This is a genomic window from Hoeflea sp. BAL378, from assembly GCF_000759435.1.
GTDB lineage: Bacteria > Pseudomonadota > Alphaproteobacteria > Rhizobiales > Rhizobiaceae > Hoeflea.
The window spans coordinates 63,930-82,125 of record NZ_JRJG01000006.1 but is presented as its reverse complement, the minus strand read 5'-3'; the positions used below and the strand labels follow the sequence as shown (position 1 = coordinate 82,125).

Sequence of the window (18,196 nt, the reverse complement as noted above, 5' to 3'; positions counted from 1 at the left end):
AATGCTAACTGAGGACAGCCTTCCCCGAGCACCCTACAAAGGGTACTTCAACTGGCATTCGGAACAGAAGACGTCCGACCTGATCAAGAAATCCCAGGATGCGGAAAACATCTTCCGCAAGACCGGCATCACCTTCGCGGTCTACGGCAAGGAAGATTCCTCGGAACGGCTGATCCCGTTCGATATCGTGCCGCGCATCATCTCCGGCTCCGAATGGCGCAAGCTGGCGCAGGGGATCGAGCAGCGGGTGATGGCGCTCAACGCGTTCCTTGACGACATCTACCACAAGCAGGAGATCATCAAGGCCGGTCGCGTGCCGCGCGCGCTGATCGAGAAGAACGACGCGTTCCTGCCGGAAATGATCGGCATGCGCCCGCCGGGCGGGGTCTACACCCACATCATCGGCACCGACATCGTCCGCACCGGCGAAGGCGAGTTCTATGTGCTCGAGGACAATGCGCGCACGCCCTCGGGCGTGTCCTACATGCTCGAGAACCGCGAAACCATGATGCAGATGTTTCCCGAGCTGTTTCATCTGAACAAGGTGCGGCCGGTCGAGAACTACCCGAAGCTCTTGCGCCAGAGCCTGGCGGCGGTGGCGCCTCCGGGCTGCACCGGCAAGCCGCGGATCGCGGTGCTCACCCCGGGCATCTTCAACTCGGCCTTCTACGAGCACGCCTATCTCGCCGACCAGATGGGCGTCGAGCTGGTCGAGGGCTCCGACCTGCGCGTGATCAACGGCAAGGTGGCGATGCGCACGACGCTGGGCTACGAGGCGATCGACGTGCTCTACCGCCGCGTCGACGACGATTTCCTCGATCCGCTGAGCTTCCGCCCGGATTCGACGCTGGGCGTGCCAGGCATCATGGATGTCTACCGGGCCGGCAACATCACCATCGCCAACGCGCCCGGCACAGGGATTGCCGACGACAAGGCGATCTACTCCTACATGCCCGAGATCGTCGAGTTCTACACCGGCCAGAAGCCGATCCTCGAGAACGTGCCGACCTATCGCTGCTCGGAGCCCGACACGCTGGCCTATGTGCTCGAGCACCTGGCCGAACTGGTGGTCAAGGAGGTTCACGGCTCGGGCGGCTACGGCATGCTGGTGGGACCGGCCGCCTCCAAGCGCGAGCGCACCGAATTCGCCGCCAAGCTCAGGGCGCGGCCCGGCAATTACATCGCCCAGCCGACGCTGTCGCTGTCGACCGTGCCGATCCTGGTCAAGAAGGGACTGGCGCCCCGGCATGTCGATCTGCGGCCGTTTGTGCTGGTGTCCAACAAGATCCAGATCATCCCCGGGGGACTGACCCGGGTGGCGCTCAAGGAAGGCTCGCTCGTGGTCAACTCCAGCCAGGGAGGCGGCACCAAGGACACCTGGGTGCTGGAGGACTGAGATGCTGGGAAGAACCGCAAACGGCCTGTTCTGGATGTTCCGCTATATCGAGCGCGCGGAAAACACCGCGCGCCTGATCGACGCCGGGCTGAGGATGTCATTGACCCGCATGCACGGGCACGAGGAGGAATGGGAATCGGTGCTGCGCAGCTCGGGCGTGTTCAATGCCTACTCGGCGGCCAACCCCCAGGTGACCGGCCCCGACGCCATCAACTATCTGCTGCGCGACAAGTCCAACCCCTCAAGCGTGCTTTCGGCCATCGAGGCGGCGCGCAACAACGGCCGCATGGTGCGCACCGCCTTGACGCGGGAAGCCTGGGAGGCGACCAACGAGTGCTATCTCGACATCAAGGCGAAGCTGGCGCGCAAGATTTCGGGCGACGAGATGCCCGAGATCATCAACACCATCAAGCAGCGCACCGGCCTGATCCGCGGCGCGTTCCACGGCACCATGCTGCGCAACGAGATCTACAATTTCTCGCGCATCGGCACCTTCATCGAGCGCGCCGACAACACCTCGCGCATTCTCGACGTGAAATACTACGTGCTGCTGCCCGCGGTCTCCTATGTCGGCTCGTCGCTCGACAATGTGCAGTGGGAATCGATCCTCCGGTCGGTTTCGGCGCACCGCTCCTACGGCTGGGTCTATGACGACGACTACAAGCCGGCCAACATCGCCGATTTCCTGATCCTGAATGGCCGCATGCCGCGCTCGCTCGCCTATTGCTACGACAAGATCAACGCCAACCTCACCTATCTCGAACGGGAGTATGGCGAACGGACGTCCTGCCACGAGATCGCGGCGGCGACCCTGGGGATGCTGCGCGAGCGCGAGATCCAGTCGATCATGGATTTCGGCCTGCACGAATTCCTTCAGGATTTCATCAGCCATAACAGCCGGGTTGCTGCCGAGATCGCAGAAGTCTACCGGTTCTACCAGGACTGATCCCATGCACCTGAAAATCTCCCATGTGACCGATTACGCGTATGCGCAGCCCGTGCGCTATGCGCTCCAGCGGCTTCGACTGACCCCGCAGGACAGCCCGCTGCAGAGCGTCCGCTCCTGGTCGACCGAGGTCGAGGGCGGCGCGGTCGAGGCGCGCTATATCGACCATTTCGGCAATGTGGTGGAACTGGTGAGCGCCAGCCGCGACACGGAGGCGATCCGGGTGGTGGCGTCCGGCATTGTCGAGACCCATGACAAGATCGGCGTCTCGGGTCCGCACCGGGCCTATATGCCTCTGTGGCTCTACCAGCGGGACTCGGCGCTGACCAAGCCCGGCAAGATGATCCGGGAACTGGCGCGCAGCATCGAAAAGGGCAAGCCGCTCGAGCAGCTCCATGGGCTGATGACCCGGCTGCATGAGGCCATGGCCTATGTGCCGGGCGCGACGCAGACCCACACGCTGGCCGAAGACGCGCTGGCGGCGGGCCAGGGCGTCTGCCAGGACCACGCCCAGGCCTTCGCCGCCGCCGCCCGGGTGATGGGGTTCCCGGCGCGCTATGTCTCGGGATATCTGATGATGGAGGAGACGCCCGACCAGGCGGCGAGCCACGCCTGGGCGGAAGCCCATGTTGAGGGGCTGGGCTGGGTCGGCTTCGACCCCGCCAACGACATGTCGCCCGACGACCGCTATGTCCATATCGCCTATGGCCTCGACTACAAGGACGCCGCCCCTATTTCTGGTATTCGCACCGGCACGGGCGAAGAACAGCTTGCAGTCCGTATCACAGTGGAGCAATAAGAATCGGGCGGCATTTACAGGGCGGATTCGCGAATCATGACTTATTGCGTCGGGCTGCGCCTTAACAGGGGCATGATCTTCATGTCCGACACGCGCACCAATGCGGGCGTCGACAACATCTCCACCTTCCGCAAGATGTACACCTGGTGCAAGCCCGGCAACCGGCTGATCACGCTTTTGTCGGCGGGGAACCTGGCGACCACGCAGACCGTGGTCAGCATGCTCGAGGAGCACACCAAGGCCGCCCAGGACCGGCATCCCGACATCATGGAGGCGCCGTCGATGTTCGAGGTGGCGCGGCTGGTCGGCGAGACCGTGCGCGAGGTCATCAAGAGCGCGACGGACGGCGGCCACCAGAGCGAATCCACCTTCAGCGCCACCTTCATCCTCGGCGGCCAGGTCGAGGGCGGCGCGATGCGCATGTTCCTGATCTATCCGGAAGGCAATTTCATCGAGGCCACGGAGGATAATCCGTTCTTCCAGATCGGCGAGCACAAATACGGCAAGCCGATCCTGGTGCGCGCCTATGACCCGGAGATGAGCTTCGAGATGGCGACGAAGCTGCTCTATGTCTCGTTCGATTCGACGCTCAAATCCAACCTGTCCGTGGGCCTGCCGCTCGACCTGCAGTTCTACGAGCGCGACAGCCTGACCAAGGGCTACGAGAAGCGCATCCAGGCGAGCGATCCCTACTACCGCAAGATCTCCGACGGCTGGTCGGACGCGCTCAGGGCGGCCTTCAACAGCCTGCCCGATTTCGAGCGGACCTGAGCCCGAAACGGCTTGCTACTGCGCGGCCGCGGAGACGCGCAAGCCGCCATTTTCCTCGATGAACGCCACCACGTCCTCGACGCCTGCGCCGCGGCGCATGTCGGTGAACAGATGCGGCCTGCCCTTGCGGCCGGCCGATGCATCGCGCTCCATGACGGAGAGATCGGCGCCGACATGGGGCGCGAGGTCCATCTTGTTGATGACCAGCAGATCCGAGCGGGTGATCGCCGGGCCGCCCTTGCGCGGGATCTCCTCGCCCTGGCAGACCGAGATCACGTAGATGGTCAGGTCGGCGAGATCGGGCGAGAATGTGGCGGCGAGATTGTCGCCGCCCGATTCGATGAAGATGATGTCGAGATCGGGATGGCGCGCGTTGAGCGCGTCGATGGCGCGCAGGTTGAGCGAGGCGTCCTCGCGGATCGCGGTGTGCGGGCAGCCGCCAGTCTCCACGCCGATGATCCTGTCCGAGGGCAGCGCCTGCATCCTGACCAGCGCCTCGGCATCCTCGCGGGTGTAGATGTCGTTGGTGATGACGCCGACGGACCAGGTGTCGCGCATCGCCTTGCAGAGCTTCTCGGTGAGCGCGGTCTTGCCGGAGCCGACCGGACCGCCGATTCCGACGCGCAGGGGACCGTTGGGTGAGGTCATGACAGGAACAACCTTGGCTGAAGGGTTTCGTGGGTCATCGAAGCAATATCACAGATGAAGGCGGCGCCGCCAAGATCGTCGGGCGTGGACGCAGCGGCGCGGGCTGCGGTCTCGCCGATCAGCGGCTCGAGTGCGGCCAGGGCTCTCGTCGCCCCGTCCTGACCGACCACGGAAAGCCTGATCGCGCATTGGAGCTGGTTGGAGACGAAGGCGTGCAGATAGGCGCTCGCCGTAAGCCGCGGATCGATCCGCTCGAGGCCGGCCGCAGCGCCGAGCGCCACCGGCAAGGGCGCGCCCCTGCCCGGCAGGCGCGCCGGGTCGACCCAGTGCGAGACCGCGTCGAAGAACGAAATTCCCTGGTTCAGCGTCTCGTCGAGGCGCTCCTGGCCGATGCACAGCGCAAGGCATAGGTCGGACAATGCGGCGAGCGCTGCCCGGTCTTCGGCGCCGCGGTGGGCCTCCATCAGGATCACCGCATCGTTCCACAGCGCGCCCTGGGCGACCTGCACCGCGATCCAGTCGGCCAGCGCTGCACCTGTCGTCACACGGCCGGACTGCACGGCCTGTTCCAGCCCGGCCGAATAGGCGAAGCCGCCGATCGGGAACACCGGCGACAGCCAGCTCATCAGACGCAACAGGGGGCCCGCGTCGCTCACCGTCCGGCCTCGCGCCGCAGCCATTCCTCGACCGCGTCGCGCATGGTCGAGCCGGCATGGGATTTCATCCAGGCCATGAACGGCCGGTCGAACCTGAACCGCTCGCCGATCTCGGCCCTGAAGAAGCGGCGGACATTCTGGGTATTCCTATAGTGCGCGTCGATCCGCGTCTCGCCGGTGATCGGGCTGCTGTGCCAGTCATGCGGCTCAGCCATGGTCGTGCCCGTGTCCATGGTCATGATCGTGGTCGTGGTCATGATCGCCGGGGCCATGCTCGTGGTGCGCGGCATGCGCGCCGCCATAGGCGCCGCCTTCGGGATCGAACGGCGCCTCGATGTCGGCGACCGTGGCGCCGAGCCCCGTGAGCATGGCGCGGATCACATGGTCGCGCCTTATGCGGATGCTGTCGGCCGCGATTTCGGCGGCGAGATGCCGGTTGCCGATCTGCCAGGCGAGCGCCAGGAGATGCGCGGCGTCCCTGCCCCTCACCTCGATCAGCGGCTCGGGTCGGGCGCGCACCTCGATGACGCGGCCGTCGTCGAGCACAAGGCCATCGCCATGGCGCAGCAGCCGGGCCGCGGGGAGATCGAGCAGGAAGCTGATCGCCGACCCGGACGCGGTGCGGTCGGACGTCATCATCATGCGGCGGCGGTGACGCGCGGTTTCATCGAGCGTGATGGTGGCGGCCGGATCGCGGAAGTCGCGGGTGACGGAGGTCGCGGTCAACATGGGCGAAGTCTACACCAACATCCGGCCGTCCCGCCAGCGCCGAAACAGCGACAAAGCGAGCATTTTCCGCGGGATGAGCACTGTGGCCGGGAGGGCGGACGTCCCGCTCAGGGCATCAAGCCTGCAAGGAGGGCGATGGTCCGGGTAGCACCGGAGGGCGGCGCCTCCAAAGCAGGCACGGCCCGCCGGAAAGCCCGCATCCGGCCCAGGCCCGAGCTATTCGAACAGGATCTTTTCGATGTCCGGCACCGGGTGCTTGGTGAGATCCTTGGCGACCTCAGCGACGATCCGGCTGGTGACGGATTTGCCGAGCTGTTTGCGCAATTCCCCCATGATCACGGCCGGCGCGACGAGGACAATCTGCTCGAACCGGTCGGCCAGGGCATGCTGCTCCAGCACGGAAGCGATCTCCTGGGCGAATTCGTGCTTGGCCAGGCGGTGCCAGTCGGTCTCCTGCACAGCGCTGCGATGGGCGTTGCCCATGCCGTCCGACAGCCGTCCCGGACGGTCCACGCCCTGATCGGCGGTCCGCGGATTGGGCTGTTCAAAGCCGGTGAAGACTTCCAGCTCCGGGCGATCCGGCGTGCCGGCATTGCTCAGAAACAGCGCCTTTTCGCCATCGGCGACCACGACCCAACCATTGTGCTTCAATCTTATTCCGGACATGGCATGTCTCCCTTCAATCTGTCGAACAAATCCATCTAACCACACAATGTGGCGAGACTGACTGATCCGGATCAAGTGCGGCGCAGATTGGCGGAGATTTGGAGAAGAGACGTCCGGGGCGCGGGCCAGGCAAAGGCCGGCCGTCACCGCGACAGGCGGGAACGCGGCGGAGCCGCGCCCGCGGTGCCTGGCAGGGCTGTCAAAGCTGGTCGAGCAGATCCCGGATCGCCTGCTGGCGCGTGGTGCCGCGGGCCTGGAACACGCTTTCGGGCGTGTGGGCAAGACGGTCGGCCTGGGTGGCCAGCCGGAACGAGCGGGCGGCGCCGCTGAAAAAGCGGCTCAACGGGTTGTGATTGGCGGTGGACATGAGGCAACTCCTTGGTTTCGGCGCAGTTTACCATCCTGCTGCACCGCACCATAGCGCCGATCCGTCCCATCAGCCATGCGCCTGACGCATGAGTGGTGATCGAGGCCCCCGCCGGCCGCCCCTCGCCTAGAACAGGAAGTACCGCTGCGCCATCGGCAGCACCGTGGCGGGTTCGCAGGTGAGAAGCTCGCCGTCGGCGCGGACCTCGTAGGTTTCCGGATCGACTTCGATGTGCGGCAGCGCGTCGTTCAACACCATCGAGGCCTTGGAGATGCCGCTGCGGGTGTTTTCCACCGCCAGCATGTGCTTGGCGGTGCCGAGCTTGTGCGCCAGCCCGTCCTCGATCGCCGCCTGGCTCACGAAGGTGACGGAGGATTCGGTCCGGGCCTTGCCGTAGGCGCCGAACATGGGGCGGTAATGCACCGGCTGCGGCGTCGGGATCGAGGCGTTGGGATCGCCCATCGGCGCCGCGGCGATCATGCCGCCGAGCAGCACCATGTCCGGCTTGACGCCGAAGAAGGCCGGGTTCCAGATCACCAGGTCGGCGCGCTTGCCCACCTCGATCGAGCCGATGTGTTTCGACACGCCCTGGGCGATGGCCGGGTTGATGGTGTATTTGGCGATGTAGCGGCGGACGCGGAGATTGTCGTTCTCGCCGGTCTCCTGCGGCAGGCGTCCGCGCTGGCGCTTCATCTTGTCGGCGGTCTGCCAGGTGCGGATGATGACCTCGCCGACGCGGCCCATGGCCTGGCTGTCGGACGCGATGATCGAGAAGGCGCCGATGTCGTGCAGGATGTCCTCGGCGGCGATGGTCTCCTTGCGGATGCGGCTTTCGGCGAAGGCGATGTCCTCGGGGATGGAACTGTCGAGATGATGGCAGACCATCAGCATGTCGAGATGCTCGGCGATGGTGTTGACCGTGTAGGGCCGCGTCGGGTTGGTCGAGGACGGGATGACATTGGGCAGCCCGCAGACCTTGATGATGTCGGGCGCGTGGCCGCCGCCGGCGCCCTCGGTGTGGAAGGCGTGGATGGTGCGGCCCCTGATGGCGTCGACCGTGGTCTCGACGAAGCCGCTCTCGTTCAGCGTGTCGGTGTGGATCATCACCTGGATGTCGTACTGGTCGGCGACCGAGAGGCAAGTGTCGATGGCTGCGGGCGTCGTGCCCCAGTCCTCGTGCAGTTTCAGCGCGCAAGCACCGCCGAGGATCATTTCCTCGAGCGCCGCGGGCCGCGAGGCGTTGCCCTTGCCGGACAGGCCGATGTTCATCGGGAAGGCGTCCATCGCCTGGATCATCCGCCCCAGATGCCAGGGGCCGGGCGTGCAGGTGGTCGCCAGCGTGCCGTGCGCCGGGCCGGTGCCGCCGCCCAGCATGGTGGTGAGCCCGCTCATCAGCGCTTCCTCGATCTGCTGCGGGCAGATGAAATGGATGTGGCTGTCGAAGCCGCCGGCGGTGAGGATCTTGCCCTCGCCGGCAATGACCTCGGTGCCGGGGCCGACGATGATGTCGACGCCGGGCTGCGTGTCGGGGTTGCCGGCCTTGCCGATGGCGGCGATGCGGCCGTCCTTCAGGCCGATGTCGGCCTTGAAGATGCCGGTGTGGTCGACCACCAGCGCGTTGGTGATGACGGTGTCGACGGCGCCGTCGGCGCGGCTGACCTGGCTCTGGCCCATGCCGTCGCGGATCACCTTGCCGCCGCCGAACTTGACCTCCTCGCCATAGGTGGTGAAGTCCTTCTCCACCTCGATGAACAGCTCGGTGTCGGCGAGCCGCACCCGGTCTCCGGTGGTGGGGCCATACATGGCCGCATAGGCCTGGCGCGACAGTCTGCTCATGTGCTCATCCCCGTGATGCGTTGATCCAATATCATATTGCCGCCGCACAATGGCCCAGCGATGACCTTGCGGGCGGCGGCATGAAGCCACTTTCGGGCGGTGTTCTGCCCTGGCCTTGCGCGACGCGGAAGGCAGACCCCGAATCCCAAACGAAGGAACCCATCATGAAAAACGGGATCATTCTCGCAGCAGCATTCGCAGTCAGCACCGCGCCGGCCTTTGCCCAGACAGCGCCGCCCGCCACAGGAACCCAGCCCCAGGCCCAGGCCGAACCCCAGACGCAGACGCAGGCCCCTGCGCAACCGGCGGTCAAGACCGTCAGCATCATCGACATCACCGAGCTTCCCGAGACGGCGCAGGCGCAGGTCGCCCAGATCGAGGAACAGCGCTCCGAAGAGGACCTCACGCAACTGCGCGAGTCGATCAAGACCTCGCCGGCGCTTCTGCAGGCGCTCGAGCAGAAAGGCACGTCCGCCGCCGAGGTGGTGGCCGCGCGACTGAGCCAGGACGGCAACCTGACGATCGTCACGCGCAAGAAGAGCTGACCGCCCGGCGCCGCGCGGCGAACGCCGGATTAAATCACCGAACCGGGGAACCAAAGTCCCCTGTTCGGCTTTACAACCCGAACATGCGCGCACCCTGTCTCCGTTCAAAGGACACATTTCATGACCACGATCTCCGCCCTGACCGGATCCCGGCTGCAAAGATTTGCGGCAATGGTGCTTCTCGCCGCCTCCGTTCAGGCCGCGCCGGTTCACGCCCAGGGCGTCACCGACCAGGAGGCCGTCGACAGGATCGTCGGCTCGCAGGTCAATGAGGAAGAGGTGCGGTCCGAGGCCGGCGACGAGCGGGTCATCGCTGCGATCGAGAAGCTGAGCGACAACATCGACATCGTTCGCAAGATCACCGCTCTCGACCGGGTCGACATCGTCTATATGCCGGATTCGTCGCGCATCGAAGGCGGGCCTCCGGAGAAGATCGCCAGCAAGTTGAGCGAACACAGCGAGACCGTGGCGACCCTGCGGCGCGAGCTGGAAGGCAATGCCCTGCTCTATCACGCCATCAACTCCAAGAATATCCTGGTCCAGGACGTCCTCGCCATCGAGTTCGACGGCGAGAAGAACCTCATCATCTTCGCCGCCGCCAAACCTGCGCAATAATCTCCGGCCATCCTGGCGGGCATCGGCGATCCTCGGTTCGTTCACACACTGCCGATCGACATGCAAGACACGGGCCATCAGGACCCGCCACCCCGAGACGATGCCTAGCGCTGCGCCAGTGCCTGCCTGAACAGCGCGACGCGCTCCCGGGTCAGACGCGCAAGGCAGAGGCTGCCGACCATCGGCTGGGCGGTTCCGCCGAACACCTCATAGGCCTCGTAGTCGCATTGCGCATCGCGAAAGGCGATCCAGGCGCGCTGGGCTGTGCGCAGCGCCTCCTCGGTGGTGGGCACGCCCATCGACTTGGCCTGTTCGGCGACATACTCGTCGTCCTGCCGTGCGGCGGCCACCACTTCGGGCCACAGCTCGTTGAGTTCCGCGTCAGCGGTCTCATAGTCGAGACCGGCGCAATAGGTCATCTCCACCTGCGCCTGCGGATCGATGCAGTCGGGCAGGTCCTCAGCAAGCGCCGAGGCGCCGAGCCACAGGAGCGCGGAAAAACCCATCACTGTCCGGATCATGGTCACGGCCTGCCTCACGACTTGCGGCCGCCGGGAACGGCGTTGCGGGCCAGCCGCTTGCGGTTGGCGCGGGCAACCGTGGCGAGCGGCTTGACGGCGGCGGCGACCACCTGGTCGGGCCTGCCGCCGGCCGCGGCCTTTTTCGCAGCCGCGAGCGAGGCTTTGGCGAAGGCGGGCGGTTTCTCCGAGAGCATCTTCTTGTCCTCGCCCTTGCCCACCGGCCACAGGCCGTTCATGCCCATCACGCGCATGCCGACCACGGCGTTGGCCTCGAAGGCCAGCATGCCGAGCCCCGCCCAGGCGCGCCAGAGGTCGACCGGAGTTGCTTTCTTTCGCGCCATCAGTGGGTTCCCATCGTGGTGTTCCTCAGATCATCGCCATGACGCGCGCGGGGCCGCCGGTGCCGTTGCGGTGCTTGGGGGCGCCGACGAACAGGGTTGCGCCGGTGGCGGGCAGTTGATCGAGATTGGCAAGGTTCTCGATGCCGTAGCGGCCGGAGGGCAGCCAGGAATAATGCACGGCGAAATCGGCCGAATTGCCCGGATCGAGCGACAGCGTGTCGACGCCGATGGCGCCCGCGCCCATCTCGATCAGCAGATCCGTCGCAGCCTTGGAGAAGCCGGGAAACGCGAACTTGCCTTCGGCGTCGTTGCGGTAGCTCGGATCGCCCATCTTCGCCTGCCATCCCGAATTCATCGCCACGCAGGCGCCTTGCGGAATGGCGCCATGAGCGCTGGTGTAGGCTTCGATGTCCGCGGGTTCGACCATCGCATTGGGGTCTTCGGCCGCCTTGGCCTTGATGTCGACGATGCAGAGCGGGCAGATCAGGCCCTGCGGGTCGAGCTCGGCGACCGAGGTGCCGTCCTTGGAAAAATGCAGCGGCGCATCGATGTGGGTGCCGGAATGCTCGAAAATCGTCAGTTCCCAGATCTGGTAGCCGGACTTGTCGAAGTTGACGTTCTCGGTGAAGAGGATCCCCGGCTTGCCGTCGAAGGTGGGGAAATCGCCGTCGAGCACATAGGTGAGGTCGACGACCTTGCCCGAGGCCTGCGCCAGCGCCGGCTTGGCCGACAGGGCGCCGGCCGCGGTGGCGGCAACGCCCGCTGCGGCCGTCTTGCGGAAGAAATCACGACGCGACAGCATCGAGGACTTGACGTTGTTGATCACGCAGACATTGCACATATGACTTCCCTTCCCCTGTGACGGCGCGGCGAAACCCTCAGAGTTTCCCCATCACCTTCTGTTGAAATCCATAGACCGTCCGCCCGCCGGACAGCGGCACGAGCGTGACGTCGCGTTCCTGGCCGGGCTCGAAGCGCACGGCGGTGCCGGCGGCGATGTCCAGTCTTTGACCGCGCGCCTTGGCGCGGTCAAAACTCAGAGCCTGGTTGGTTTCGAAAAAATGGTAGTGGCTGCCCACCTGCACCGGGCGGTCGCCGGTGTTGGCGACCTTCAGCGTCACCCGCGCAGCGCCCTGGTTCAGGTCGATATCGCCGTCGCGCGTCAGGATTTCACCAGGGATCATCGCATTTCTCCGTATCCGTTGCGGTCAGCCGGCCAGCGCCAGCGCCAGCCCGGTGGCCGCGGTGGCGAGGCCCGCCGAGCGGGTCAAGACTGATCGTCCACCCGCCGCCTGAAGCCGCGCAAGGCCGATGCCGAGCGCGATGCCGGTGGCGTGCAGCGCCGCGGTGGCGAGCATGAAGCTGATGGCGAAGCTCGCAGCGCCCGCCTGCCCCAGTTCACCGCCATGGGCGTGGCCATGGAAGACGGCGAAAAAGGCCACCGTGACGGCCATGCCGGCGACGGAAAACGGCAGCGCCAGCGCCACCATCAGGCCGATGAAGATGATCGAGGCCAAGATCACCGGCTCGACGAAGGGAAGCGGCAGCCCGGCGATGGCCGCGGCGAAGCCGAGACCCATGGTGCCGACGAAGGCCGCGGGAACGACCAGCATGGCGCGACCCTTGAGCGACGCCGCCCAGAGACCCACCGCCAGCATCACCAGCACATGGTCGAGCCCGAAGAGCGGGTGGGAGAAGCCTGCCGCGAACGAGCCGTGCTCGGCTGGATTGAGGTGGGCGAAGGCCGGGGCCGTGGCGAGGCCAAGCGCCGCGATGGCAAGGGAGAGGCGTCTGATCATCTTGAAAGTCCTTTTTTGGTCAACACGGCGTCCTCGGTTGGGTCACGCCGACAGGATGAATGCATGAAGCATGCGGGCGGATATTGCGCGTTTCCTGGGGCCGCTGTCGAGAGGGCAAATCATCTTCCCGGCACAGATTTTTAGCGGATCGGCTCATGCACGGTCACGAGCTTGGTGCCGTCGGGAAACGTCGCCTCGACCTGGATGTCGTGGATCATCTCGGCGATGCCCTCCATCACCTGGTCGCGGGTGATCACATGGGCGCCGGCCTCCATGAGATCGGCCACCGCGCGGCCGTCGCGGGCGCCCTCGACGACGAAATCGGTGATCAGCGCGATGGCTTCGGGATGGTTGAGCTTGACGCCGCGCTCGAGCCGCCTGCGCGCGACAATCGCCGCCATGGCGACGAGCAGCTTGTCTTTTTCCCTCGGGGTCAGGTTCATGGCATCTCTTTCATATCGACCAGACTTTCGGCACGCCGCCCGACGGATTGAGCAGGCGGATCAAAGGGACAAGAATCTTGCGCAGCTCATAGCTGTCGGGTGCGACAATCCTCGCAAGAAGCTTGCCAGTTTCGTGACGCGCGCCGGGGTGGCGCTGAAGCACGTGGCTCGCGCCGCCGGAGGCGCCGATCAGCGCCCGCACCGCCGCAAGCCTCGCCTCGGCGTCGGGCGCGATCATCACCACCGTCGCCATCGCCAGCCCGCCATCGGCGACCGCCATCCGCTGAAGGACTGCGGCCATATCCGGGCCGAGCCGCGTCTCCTCGGCATGGATGAGATGACCGGCGAGGCGGATGCGCCAGCGATCGCGGAACAGGCCCTGGGTCACGCTTTCCTTCATGGCGAGGCGGCCGAAGACCACCGGCTCGACCATGAGCAGCCGGGAGCCAGCTTCCATGTCGACCTCGATGCTGCGGAGGAGCCGCGCCCGGTCGAACAGGATGGTCTCCTGCGGCAGCCAGGCGAGCGCGCTCGAGGGATGGAGCTTCAGCCGCACCGAGACCTGCGCTTCGCTCGTTCCATGCGCCTTATAGGTCTTCTCGCAGGCCTGGGTGGCGAGCAACATTGCCGCGCCCTCCCCCGCCTCGAACTCCCAGTCCATGCGGTCGCCGCCGGTCAGGCCGCCGGCGGTGTTGATCAGCACCGCCTCGAGCGGGAAGCCGCGCGGCACACGCGGCACACGGATGCGGGCCGAGCCTTCCTGGAACAGCCGGTCGATGCGGCTTTCGCCGGCCGACAGCTTGACCGACAGGCGTCCGCCGCCGCGGGTGCGCTGCAGGGCCACACCCGGCTCCGGCGTGGGAAGGGGAAACAACGAGGTCATCGGCGCTCATCGGTTGGTCGCCCCGATCATCGGGAAAGCCGGGTCCGCGCGCAAGGGTGTTTCGCGCCGGCCCGAGCGATTGGCCAAGCGGCAGCCTGCACCTGATCAAACGACGGGCAGGATGCCCATTTTCTGGGCTGGGCCGGCCCGCGCCCACCCCGGGTGACGGCGGCCTTATCGAGCCCGGCGAGCCCGATGCAAGTATTAGTGAAACCAAATGCTCGCAAGCGCGTTAACAAGCCAGACGGGTACGGAATAGGCCGGACCCTTGGAATGCGCGGAAAGGAGTAACCATGTTGATTTCTATGCTTGCACTTGCGATGAGCATCGCCATGATGGCTTCGGCCATGGTCATCCTGTATAATGAGTCCATGGCCCGGAAGCAGCCGACCTCGAGCAAATGAGACCGAGAGAGTTTGCGTCCGTTTTTGCCGCACATGAACGGAGCCCTTGATGAACAGACTCGTCCTTTCCACGCTTTCAGCGATTGCCCTCCTGGCCGCTGCAGGCTGCACCACAACTGAACAGCGCGCCGGCACCGGAGCCGTCGTCGGCGCAGGCACTGGCGCGCTCGTCGCGGCCGCAACCGGCAGCAGCGGCCGGGGCATCGCAACCGGCGCCCTGATCGGCGGCGCCGCCGGCGCCTTGATCGGCGCGGCCACCACCCCGGGCATGTGCCGCTACCGCGACGCCTATGGCCGCATCTACGAGGCGCGCTGCTAAACCAGCGCCGCCTGCAAGGCCGCCATCCAATACCCGCCCCCGAATGTCATGTTCGGGGGACGGGACTGTTTTTCAAAGTTTTTACGGCGCCCGCGCGCTTGCATTAGGCCGCCAGGAAATCCGAGTCGTAGCCCATTGAGCGCATGCTCCCGTCCGTAAAGCGGATCGTGAGGCTGTCTGCTTCCGCGGCAACGGCGACGACCCTCCCCTCCTCTCCCCGCACCCCACAGGCGCCGATCACCTGGCGGACCGTGACCGTCCGGTCCGGGCCCAAGGCAAAGGCTGTCGGGACGCCCAGCCGCGTGAATGCATTGTCGCCGCAGGAATCGGCGTGGCCGAGCGGCGAGGCGCACGCGTCCTCGATGCCGAGCACGCCGGTGTGGCGTCCGGACCACGGCGCATAGTCCCGCCCGCCATTGCTCATCCACAGCATCGTCACCGGCAGCACGTCGGGGCGCTTGAGCACGAACACATGATCCTGCTCCGCCCTGCGGCTGACCGCGGTCCAGCCGAGCGACGCGCCCGAACCTTCGTTGGTGTCTTCGACCAGGGTGAGGAAATCCTCATGGCTTTCGCCGTGCGGGTAGCGGGTCAGATCGGCAAAGCCGCCCCCCGCGAGCGGAAAGGCGGTGAGGTCGGATGATTGCGCCGGATAGGCCAGAATGGAGCGGCCGCGCGCCGGATCGGGCTCCAGCGCCTCGGGCGGGGTCAGGGCGCCCTGCTTGGGCGAGAACGCCAGGTCGCCGCCGCCGGCCATCGGCACCATGACGTGATGGGCGGCGGATACCGCGCCGGCGCCGCCCGAAAACTTGTGCTCCTGGTAGACGAAGGGGTGGCCGCCGACCAGAGTGAGCCGCTTTTCGACCGTCGCGCCCATCACTTTCCGGATCAGCCGGAAAGCGATCGTGATGCGACCGTCTTCGCTGACGGTACCGAGATGGTCCCAGGCGCTGTTGGCGGGCCAGCCATGCGAGGGCGCGTCCTCGATGTCGTTGCGGCCGAAGGGCGCGCAGAAGAAATCGCCCGACAGGCGCTTCACATTGGGCGCGGTCCCGGCCGGAAACACGGCCTCAGGGTCGTCCACCCACGGCGCGCGGTGCAGCGGGGACAGGGTGCGGTCGCCGTCGCGGATCGTCAATGCAGCGATATGGCCGACGCTCGCATCGAGCGTCAGGGTGACGGGATCGAGATCGATCGAATGGAGGGTCATGGTCTTTTCCGGTTGATGGCTTATCTCTACAGGGGTGCGCCCAGGGGCCGCAACAGTGTTCGGGCCCGGGCGGGGCGCGAGGCAGAGAATTTGTTGCGACCTGTCTGATCTGCTATGGCCTGCGGTCTGTGGACAACCGGCGCGCCTGCATCGGGACCGTTCCCATGGAGAGCAAATGCCAACGATGAACAAAACCGATGTGGTTGTGCTCGGCGCGGGTGCTGCGGGCATGATCTGCGCCGTCGAGGCGGCGCGGCGGGGCCGTTCGGTCACGGTGATCGATCACGCGCGAAGCCCGGGCGAGAAGATCCGCATTTCCGGCGGCGGGCGCTGCAACTTCACCAATCTCTATTGCGGGCCGGCGAATTTCCTCTCCGGCAACCGGCATTTCGCCATTTCAGCGCTCCGCTCCTTCACCCAGCACGATTTCATCGACCGGGTCAAAGCCCACGGCATCGCCTTTCACGAAAAGACGCTGGGCCAGCTCTTCTGCGACGGGTCGGCGCGCGAGATCATCGCCATGCTGACCGGCGACATGGCCGAGGCCGGGGCGCGGCTGGAGCTTGCGACCGACATCACCGGCGTCGCGCGGTCCGACGCGGGCTTCGAAATTCGCACCAGCGCCGGCATCTGGCTGTCGGACCGCCTGGTCGTCGCCACCGGCGGCAAGTCGATCCCCAAGATGGGCGCCACCGGGCTCGGCTACGACATCGCCCGCCAGTTCGGCCATGCCGTCACCGAGACCCGGGCCGGGCTGGTGCCGTTCACCTGGGCGTCGAACATGCATGAGAGCTGGGGCGCGCTGTCGGGCGTTTCGCTGCTGGTCCACGCCGCCTGCAACGGCGCGGGCTTCGACGAGGCGATGCTGTTCACCCATCGCGGCCTGTCGGGACCTGCGATGCTGCAGGTCTCGTCCTACTGGCGCGAAGGCGATGCGGTGACGATCGATCTCGCGCCGGGGATCGATGTGGCAGCCCATATCCGGGCCGAGCGGCAGGCGCGGCCGAAGGCCTCGGTCTGGACTGTTCTCGCCGACCTGCTGCCCAAGCGGCTGGCGCACCAGTTCAGCAGCGAGGCCGGTTCCGTGACGCCGAGGCTCGCGGATCTGAGTAATGACGCGATCGACCGGATCGTGGCGGGGATCCGCTCGTTCGAGGTCGTGCCCGGCGGAACCGAAGGCTACCGCACGGCGGAAGTCACGCTCGGCGGCGTCGACACGGACGCGATCGACCAGAAGAGCATGGAGAGCCGGCTGGTTCCGGGCCTGCATTTCATCGGCGAGGTGATGGATGTGACCGGCCATCTCGGCGGCCACAATTTCCAGTGGGCCTGGTCGTCCGGCGTCGCTGCCGGACGGGCGGTTTGACGCCGGCTTCCGAAGCTGCGATCCAGTCCACACAGAATGAAGGAGATCAAGATGCGCGTATTGTTCACCGGTGGATCCGGCAAGGCCGGCAAGCATGTCATCCCCTATCTCGTCGACCGTGGCCACCGGGTGGTCAATGTCGACCTGACGCCGCTCGCCCACCCCGGCGTCGACAATCTGACCGCCGACATCACCGATTCCGGGCAGATGTTCAACGTCATGACCAGCTATGCCGATTTCGACGAGCTGGAGCCGGGCACCGGGGTGCCGAAATTCGACGCGGTGGTGCATTTCGCCGCCGTGCCGCGGATCCTGATCCGGCCCGACAACGAGACCTTCCGGATCAACACGGTGGGCACCTACAATGTGATCGAGGCGGCGGTGAAGCTCGGCATCCGCAAGATCATCATCGCCTCCTCGGAGACCACCTATGGCGTCTGCTTCGCCGATGGCGAGGTGAGCCCGGTGTCGCTGCCGGTGGAGGAGGACATGGATGTCAATCCGATGGATTCCTACGGCCTGTCCAAGGTCGTCAACGAGCAGACGGCGCGCGCCTTCCAGCGGCGGTCGGGCTTCGACATCTATGCGCTGAGGATCGGCAACGTGATGGAGCCGCACGAATATGATCGGTTCCCCGGATTCTTCGCCGATCCCGCAGTGCGCCGCCGCAACATCTTCTGCTACATCGACGCCCGCGACCTGGGCCAGATCGTCGACCGCTGCCTGACGACCGACGGGCTCGGGTTCCAGATCTTCAACGCCGGCAACGATACCAATTCGGTTGACCTGCCGACGGCGGAGATCGCCCGGCGGTTCTTCCCGGGGGTTCCCATCACCCGCGAGATGGGCGAGCACGAGGCGCTCTATTCCAACCGCAAGATCCGCGAAATGCTCGGCTTCAGCGAAGAGCACGACTGGCGCAAGCACGTGAAATAG

At 65.9% G+C, this 18,196-nt stretch carries 24 protein-coding genes; 9 read left to right on the top strand and 15 right to left on the bottom strand.

The window, feature by feature from the left end; all coding sequences use genetic code 11:
• Nucleotide 1 precedes the first annotated feature (1 nt).
• The 4 genes from LL06_RS02340 to LL06_RS02325 are packed head-to-tail and all read left to right on the top strand — an operon-like array spanning nucleotide 2 to nucleotide 3,912.
• On the top strand, nucleotides 2-1,396 hold the full coding sequence (locus LL06_RS02340; RefSeq protein ID WP_035521770.1) for a circularly permuted type 2 ATP-grasp protein: 1,395 nt from the start codon (nucleotides 2-4) through the stop codon (nucleotides 1,394-1,396).
• A gap of 1 nt (nucleotide 1,397) precedes the next feature.
• A complete protein-coding gene (locus LL06_RS02335; RefSeq protein WP_035521675.1) occupies nucleotides 1,398-2,342 on the top strand; it encodes an alpha-E domain-containing protein in 945 nt (314 codons plus the stop codon).
• Nucleotides 2,343-2,346: 4 nt separating this feature from the next.
• Nucleotides 2,347-3,141, top strand: a complete 795-nt coding sequence (locus LL06_RS02330; protein ID WP_035521673.1) for a transglutaminase family protein — start codon at nucleotides 2,347-2,349, stop codon at nucleotides 3,139-3,141.
• A gap of 36 nt (nucleotides 3,142-3,177) precedes the next feature.
• Nucleotides 3,178-3,912, top strand: coding sequence for a proteasome-type protease (locus tag LL06_RS02325; protein ID WP_035521671.1), 735 nt, complete (start codon nucleotides 3,178-3,180; stop codon nucleotides 3,910-3,912).
• A 15-nt stretch (nucleotides 3,913-3,927) separates the two neighbouring features.
• On the opposite strand, the gene ureG is transcribed toward LL06_RS02325, so the two are convergent.
• The 7 genes from ureG to ureC form a co-directional block, all read right to left on the bottom strand.
• Nucleotides 3,928-4,560 (bottom strand): urease accessory protein UreG, encoded by a 633-nt coding sequence (gene ureG, locus LL06_RS02320; protein ID WP_035521669.1) that lies wholly within the window; start codon nucleotides 4,558-4,560, stop codon nucleotides 3,928-3,930.
• Nucleotides 4,557-5,186, bottom strand: a complete 630-nt coding sequence (locus tag LL06_RS02315) for an urease accessory UreF family protein (protein WP_345775668.1) — start codon at nucleotides 5,184-5,186, stop codon at nucleotides 4,557-4,559. The genes ureG and LL06_RS02315 overlap by 4 nt, the downstream gene beginning before the upstream one ends.
• 26 nt (nucleotides 5,187-5,212) lie before the next feature.
• Nucleotides 5,213-5,455 (bottom strand): DUF6434 domain-containing protein, encoded by a 243-nt coding sequence (locus LL06_RS02310; protein WP_081963594.1) that lies wholly within the window; start codon nucleotides 5,453-5,455, stop codon nucleotides 5,213-5,215.
• A complete protein-coding gene (locus LL06_RS02305) occupies nucleotides 5,424-5,945 on the bottom strand; it encodes an urease accessory protein UreE (protein ID WP_035521664.1) in 522 nt (173 codons plus the stop codon). Before LL06_RS02305 ends, LL06_RS02310 begins: the two co-directional genes overlap by 32 nt.
• A gap of 216 nt (nucleotides 5,946-6,161) precedes the next feature.
• On the bottom strand, nucleotides 6,162-6,611 hold the full coding sequence (locus tag LL06_RS02300; RefSeq protein WP_035521661.1) for a host attachment family protein: 450 nt from the start codon (nucleotides 6,609-6,611) through the stop codon (nucleotides 6,162-6,164).
• 199 nt (nucleotides 6,612-6,810) lie between these two features.
• Nucleotides 6,811-6,978 (bottom strand): hypothetical protein, encoded by a 168-nt coding sequence (locus LL06_RS27595; RefSeq protein ID WP_161784919.1) that lies wholly within the window; start codon nucleotides 6,976-6,978, stop codon nucleotides 6,811-6,813.
• A 126-nt stretch (nucleotides 6,979-7,104) separates the two neighbouring features.
• A complete protein-coding gene (gene ureC, locus LL06_RS02295) occupies nucleotides 7,105-8,814 on the bottom strand; it encodes an urease subunit alpha (protein ID WP_035521659.1) in 1,710 nt (569 codons plus the stop codon).
• Nucleotides 8,815-8,978: 164 nt separating this feature from the next.
• On the opposite strand from ureC, the gene LL06_RS02290 reads away from it, so the two are divergent.
• Nucleotides 8,979-9,359 (top strand): hypothetical protein, encoded by a 381-nt coding sequence (locus LL06_RS02290; RefSeq protein WP_035521657.1) that lies wholly within the window; start codon nucleotides 8,979-8,981, stop codon nucleotides 9,357-9,359.
• Between the two features lie 120 nt (nucleotides 9,360-9,479).
• Nucleotides 9,480-9,974: a hypothetical protein gene (locus LL06_RS02285; protein WP_052161126.1), complete on the top strand. Its 495-nt coding sequence runs from the start codon at nucleotides 9,480-9,482 to the stop codon at nucleotides 9,972-9,974.
• 104 nt (nucleotides 9,975-10,078) lie between these two features.
• On the opposite strand, the gene LL06_RS02280 is transcribed toward LL06_RS02285, so the two are convergent.
• The 7 genes from LL06_RS02280 to LL06_RS02250 form a co-directional block, all read right to left on the bottom strand.
• Nucleotides 10,079-10,495: a lysozyme inhibitor LprI family protein gene (locus LL06_RS02280; RefSeq protein WP_035521766.1), complete on the bottom strand. Its 417-nt coding sequence runs from the start codon at nucleotides 10,493-10,495 to the stop codon at nucleotides 10,079-10,081.
• 14 nt (nucleotides 10,496-10,509) lie between these two features.
• Nucleotides 10,510-10,836 carry a hypothetical protein gene (locus LL06_RS02275; RefSeq protein ID WP_035521655.1) on the bottom strand — a complete coding sequence of 109 codons (327 nt, stop codon included), beginning with the start codon at nucleotides 10,834-10,836 and terminating at the stop codon, nucleotides 10,510-10,512.
• Between the two features lie 25 nt (nucleotides 10,837-10,861).
• Nucleotides 10,862-11,677, bottom strand: coding sequence for a cyclase family protein (locus LL06_RS02270; RefSeq protein ID WP_035521653.1), 816 nt, complete (start codon nucleotides 11,675-11,677; stop codon nucleotides 10,862-10,864).
• A 37-nt stretch (nucleotides 11,678-11,714) separates the two neighbouring features.
• On the bottom strand, nucleotides 11,715-12,020 hold the full coding sequence (locus tag LL06_RS02265) for an urease subunit beta (protein WP_035521651.1): 306 nt from the start codon (nucleotides 12,018-12,020) through the stop codon (nucleotides 11,715-11,717).
• Nucleotides 12,021-12,044: 24 nt separating this feature from the next.
• A complete protein-coding gene (locus LL06_RS02260) occupies nucleotides 12,045-12,635 on the bottom strand; it encodes a HupE/UreJ family protein (protein ID WP_035521649.1) in 591 nt (196 codons plus the stop codon).
• A gap of 140 nt (nucleotides 12,636-12,775) precedes the next feature.
• Nucleotides 12,776-13,078 (bottom strand): urease subunit gamma, encoded by a 303-nt coding sequence (locus LL06_RS02255; RefSeq protein ID WP_035521647.1) that lies wholly within the window; start codon nucleotides 13,076-13,078, stop codon nucleotides 12,776-12,778.
• A 10-nt stretch (nucleotides 13,079-13,088) separates the two neighbouring features.
• Nucleotides 13,089-13,961, bottom strand: a complete 873-nt coding sequence (locus tag LL06_RS02250) for an urease accessory protein UreD (protein ID WP_052161125.1) — start codon at nucleotides 13,959-13,961, stop codon at nucleotides 13,089-13,091.
• A gap of 450 nt (nucleotides 13,962-14,411) precedes the next feature.
• Between LL06_RS02250 and LL06_RS02245 the strand changes: the two genes are divergently transcribed.
• Nucleotides 14,412-14,684 (top strand): glycine zipper domain-containing protein, encoded by a 273-nt coding sequence (locus LL06_RS02245; protein WP_035521644.1) that lies wholly within the window; start codon nucleotides 14,412-14,414, stop codon nucleotides 14,682-14,684.
• A gap of 103 nt (nucleotides 14,685-14,787) precedes the next feature.
• On the opposite strand, the gene LL06_RS02240 is transcribed toward LL06_RS02245, so the two are convergent.
• On the bottom strand, nucleotides 14,788-15,894 hold the full coding sequence (locus LL06_RS02240; RefSeq protein WP_035521642.1) for a hypothetical protein: 1,107 nt from the start codon (nucleotides 15,892-15,894) through the stop codon (nucleotides 14,788-14,790).
• 184 nt (nucleotides 15,895-16,078) lie between these two features.
• Between LL06_RS02240 and LL06_RS02235 the strand changes: the two genes are divergently transcribed.
• Nucleotides 16,079-17,260, top strand: a complete 1,182-nt coding sequence (locus LL06_RS02235; protein WP_345775667.1) for an NAD(P)/FAD-dependent oxidoreductase — start codon at nucleotides 16,079-16,081, stop codon at nucleotides 17,258-17,260.
• 45 nt (nucleotides 17,261-17,305) lie between these two features.
• Nucleotides 17,306-18,196 (top strand): NAD(P)-dependent oxidoreductase, encoded by an 891-nt coding sequence (locus LL06_RS02230; RefSeq protein ID WP_201772296.1) that lies wholly within the window; start codon nucleotides 17,306-17,308, stop codon nucleotides 18,194-18,196.